A 4,437-nucleotide genomic window follows, 5' to 3' on the forward strand; every position below is an offset into this window, starting at 1 on the left:
CACGTTTTTCGTGTAGCAGAGCTTGAAGCTGTGGTCAAAGTATTGTCCTGTAAAACACATAAGCTAGGTGCTAAAGCATATGGTTGTACTAACGCTCAATGCTCTCATGAGAAAAGAGTGTGTAATACCTGCAAGAGTAAACTGTGCACCTCATGTGGCCAAAAGGCCACAGAGCGTTGGATAGCCCTTATCAATACAATCCTTCCGGATTGTAAATGTCGGCATATTACATTCACGATGCCAAAAGCATTTTAGATGATTTTTCAATATAACAGGGCGTTATTGAATCATCTGTTTTCCCTTGCTGCCAACACATTAATAATGTCTTGCGAAAAAGAGAGGCTTAACCGTCGGTATTTTTGCGGCCCTACATACCTATGGACGGCAAGTAAATTTCAATTATCATATCCATTTATCGATAGCAGAATTTGGTCTAAATCGACAGGGTAAATTGAAACCATTTTCATTTAAGTTTGATTTACTAATGATGCAATGGCGTTATGGAATCATTAACCTATTAAGAACGCATTATCCCGTATTAATTTTACCGCCAGAGTTGGCGGTTGAAGGCAATAGTGCTCAGTCCTGGAATACATTTTTAGACAGAAACTATAATAGCGATTGGAATGTTAATATAGCCAAAAATACCAGCCATAAGGCACATACTGCGAAACATTTAGGGAGTTACGTAAAAAAACCACCGATAGCAGCGGCTCGGTTGGCTGATTACACTGGTGATAATGTGACGTATACTTATCTAGACCACAGAAGAAAAAGTTATAAAGATTTAACCTTAAGCCAAACAGAAATGATGCTGAGGATATTGAACCATGTGCCTGAAAAGCACTTCAAAATGAACCGTTATTTTGGTTTTTCAGCAATGATGAAAGCATTTTTGAAGGTTGATCCGTTCAAATGCATTTTGTGTGGTGCTCGAATGATATTTACGGGGTTTATAGCAGGATTGAAAGTAGGTCAATTAGTATCAGCGATAGAAAATATCACGTTACAGAGGCCAATTTAAGGCTGTAGTCAGGATAGATCTATCCGAAATCAGTTTTTATGATCAAAATCGCTTCAATTCCGTCCGGATTTTCTCATTTTTTAATTCATTCATAATGAAGAGAGTCAAAACCACGTTTGTATGGATATTTTCTTGATAGATAACAATCTTTCAGATTCCTATCCATAAATGACACAATTTAGGCAACTGACACCTAAATTGTGTCATAATAAGCTTAGTTTTGTAATTCTATGGACAGAGCTTGTGAATACTGAAGAATATTACTATCCCGCTGTTAGCGATAACCTGCCAAAGCACATCAAAAAAGGTCATCAACTGGTTTTTAGTCGCCAAGATCTCTCTGCTCGTGAAGCGGATTTGTTTGCATTGATGATCGCACAGATGAAAAGCAACGATTGGGATCACAGTACTCCCCATTACGCATTCACTTCTAACCAACTTTCAGATTGGCTTGGTGTTGATACTAAACACATTGGTAGCAACTTAAGCCCAGTAGCTAACCGACTTGCCAGCCGTAAAATTGGTATTAAGCGTGAAAATGTGAAAGGGGATATCGAATTTGATTATCGACCGTTATTTAAACATATCGCTTACAAAAATGGTGTGTTAACCATGGTACCCAACGATATGCTCAAATCTGAATATATCGAATACAACCACGGCTTTGCTCTGATCAATACCCGTAACTTTTTCGATGTTAAGAAAGAATACTCAAAACGCCTGTATGAGCTTCTAAGCCGATTTAAAAGCAAGGGCTATGAAATGCACGCACAGAGCTTACAAGAGCTTAAGGGCGTGTTTGGCTTGCTAGATGAAGCAGGAAAAATCAAGAAAGACAAAAGCTCATTCAAGAACAACAGCGTGTTCATGAAACGTTGTATTCGCCAAAGTATTACTGATCTATCAGTACACCCACAAATCAAAAAAGAATTGCTGTTTATCGACAGTGACAAAGGTGACTTTGGTTTTGAATTAGTAAAAAAAGGGCGGACCATCACAGGCATTCGTTTTCTATTCCGCTGGCTAAAACTCGGTACCATAGATGAACTCAACCAACATGACGCCATCAAAACCATTAAAGAGCTCGAACTCAAACGCTTACAAGAGAACGTCAAGCTATCAGATGGGGAATTAGAAACCCTTGCAATCGCTTATCAATATATTGGCAAAGACGACAAAGCGGCCCAGATTGAACAAACGTTAGCTAAACGACACTTCACTCCAGAACCGGAGCCACAATCTGCTGATGACGATTTAGATGCGTTCTTAGAGAAAATTGATACGCTAAGTGAAGTCAGTGGTAATCCTGAATATTAAATTAGAACTAACACATTTTAGGTATTCGAAAAGATAGCAACAGTGTTTAGAACATTTTGATGAGACATAGGACACATTTTAGGTGTAAAAATGGTTTCAAACCTAAAATGTGTCATCTATTGATAAAAATAGACCTAAAAAAGGTTGTCATTAAAATTGATAACCTAAAAAAAGCTATTTATCCCCAAAAAAATAGGAATGACACCTAAAAAGTGTCATCTAAATACCTAAAATAGGATCATAAACACCTAAAAAGTGTCATCTAAACACCTAAAATAAGATCACAAACACCTAAAAAGTGTTGCTTGAACACCTAAAAAGTGTTGCTTGAACACCTAAAAAGTGTCATTTAATTTGTTTTTTCCTTTTTATTATCATGAGGTTACAAAGCCTATAGATCTTATAGTCTTTATAGTCTTTATAGATCTTTATAGTTTATATAGATCTTTATAGTCATTGTGGATAACTGGAAAATCAAAGATTTACACAGTTGTCCACAATAGATAACAATAGTTTTTTGATTTTATTTTAATAAGAAACAACAGAGAAGTGTATAACAAATGTAATACATTTCTCTTGTTATCTCTCTGATTTTTATATAATCGCTTAACGTACTTGATGCTATATTTAAAAGCTTACCTCTCTCTCTTAAACTCAAGTCCATCTTATAATATTTCTCAATATCATCACGTATATCATCAAGCTTTAATCGTACCGCTTTACCTTTAGGGCGACCTAATTTACTTAATAGGTCTAATGCTATTCCATACGCTGTAACGTCCAGATACGACAAAGGCTGCCTAAGCGATCTTACGCCTTAGATTTAAAATAAATCTAAATTTAGGCAAAACTCCTAGTAATATATTTATTTTAAATCTGACAGTTTTGGTCAATCCATCTCGCCATAAATCGCTTATCAGTCTGACATGACCCAAATAGCCGTTAAATAGCCCCTAGAAACGATTTTAAGACCACAAGTACCAATCACTCAACTCGTAGTATGACTTTGAGTTAGAACCGCCTGTATTTAACAGTATGCATCTAAAATAGTGGTAAACATGAAAATATACATTTATTTTAATTTTGAGTAAGTAATGAATGCTTCTCTTTGAACGACGTTCTCTAATTCAGATGAACAGGTGATATAGCTAATATCCAGTCTTTCGCATACACCACTGATCATCCTTTGATACTTCTTATTGAGTTTTAACTCACGAATTAAAGAGTAATCACTATCGAAAGTATTTCCTTTTGCCATTTCTTTAATAATGCTAATCAATAATCCGCGTGGAAATGCATTGAAAAACATCATTGCTACTTCGTTACGACAGATTTGATTTAAATCTGCTATAAGTTGATCAGCCAAGGCACCTAAAGGTAATGATGTACCGCTAATTTTCTTATAAGTATCAGCTAATAACTTATATTCAAAATGCAGATCTTCATTAATGCGTAATGAGAGATTGGTACGTTTAGTAGCTGAGTCTTGCAAGATATGGTGCATAGCCGTTTTGGTACTATCTTTTAGTTTGTAGTCGTTCATATTCCACCAAAGTAATTAGATTTAAAATAAATCTAGCATGTGACGAAATGGCCGTAAATAGATTTATTTTAAATCTACCTCACATACAAAAATACCGCCTCAAGTTGGGCGGTATTTAACATCAAATCTATTTATGCGATCCGAGACTGTTACGGCTAAAACATCGATTAGGATCAATCAAAATGATAGTAAACACATATCATATGATCTATTGTTAATCATCTAAGAAAAACAAGGACAGTGAAAATGGAAAGGAAATGCAAACTACTTAGATACTACAATGAACTTAAGCATGTTGAACGACAGCAGCTAGAAGCAATAATCTCAGTAAAAGAAGTTATTGCTCGTCTACATGAAATTAAAGTTGATTTAGAAGAAAAACAAAAAGAAATTGCCTAGATATTTTAAAAGGTCTTTTTATACAGACCTTTTTACCCTCAAATCATCCCTAGAATCGATTTTAATACCATAAAGACCTATCACTCGACACCCAGCGTGACTTTTCGCTAAAAACGGCTGTATTTAACAGTATCCATCTTATGTGTACTAAGCT

At 35.5% G+C, this 4,437-nt stretch carries 3 protein-coding genes and 1 pseudogene; 3 read left to right on the plus strand and 1 reads right to left on the minus strand.

Translation table 11 applies throughout. From position 1 onward, the window contains the following. Positions 1-1,024: pseudogene (locus GLP24_RS19610) on the plus strand (IS91 family transposase); the annotation flags it as partial. A gap of 243 nt (positions 1,025-1,267) precedes the next feature. Continuing rightward, positions 1,268-2,341: a replication initiation protein gene (locus GLP24_RS19615; RefSeq protein ID WP_232616429.1), complete on the plus strand. Its 1,074-nt coding sequence runs from the start codon at positions 1,268-1,270 to the stop codon at positions 2,339-2,341. Between the two features lie 1,072 nt (positions 2,342-3,413). On the opposite strand, the gene GLP24_RS19620 is transcribed toward GLP24_RS19615, so the two are convergent. Next, a complete protein-coding gene (locus GLP24_RS19620) occupies positions 3,414-3,884 on the minus strand; it encodes a hypothetical protein (protein ID WP_232616430.1) in 471 nt (156 codons plus the stop codon). A 246-nt stretch (positions 3,885-4,130) separates the two neighbouring features. On the opposite strand from GLP24_RS19620, the gene GLP24_RS19625 reads away from it, so the two are divergent. Next, positions 4,131-4,283, plus strand: coding sequence for a hypothetical protein (locus GLP24_RS19625; protein WP_232616431.1), 153 nt, complete (start codon positions 4,131-4,133; stop codon positions 4,281-4,283). Positions 4,284-4,437: the final 154 nt, after the last annotated feature.

The sequence above is a fragment of the Photobacterium carnosum genome (assembly GCF_021236965.1).
Lineage (GTDB): Bacteria > Pseudomonadota > Gammaproteobacteria > Enterobacterales > Vibrionaceae > Photobacterium > Photobacterium carnosum.

What these genes read in the sequence shown, in the direction of transcription:
- GLP24_RS19620 (WP_232616430.1), bottom strand. Translation starts at nt 3,884, where the DNA reads ATGAACGACTACAAACTAAAAGATAGTACCAAAACGGCTATGCACCAT.
- GLP24_RS19625 (WP_232616431.1), top strand. Translation starts at nt 4,131, where the DNA reads ATGGAAAGGAAATGCAAACTACTTAGATACTACAATGAACTTAAGCAT.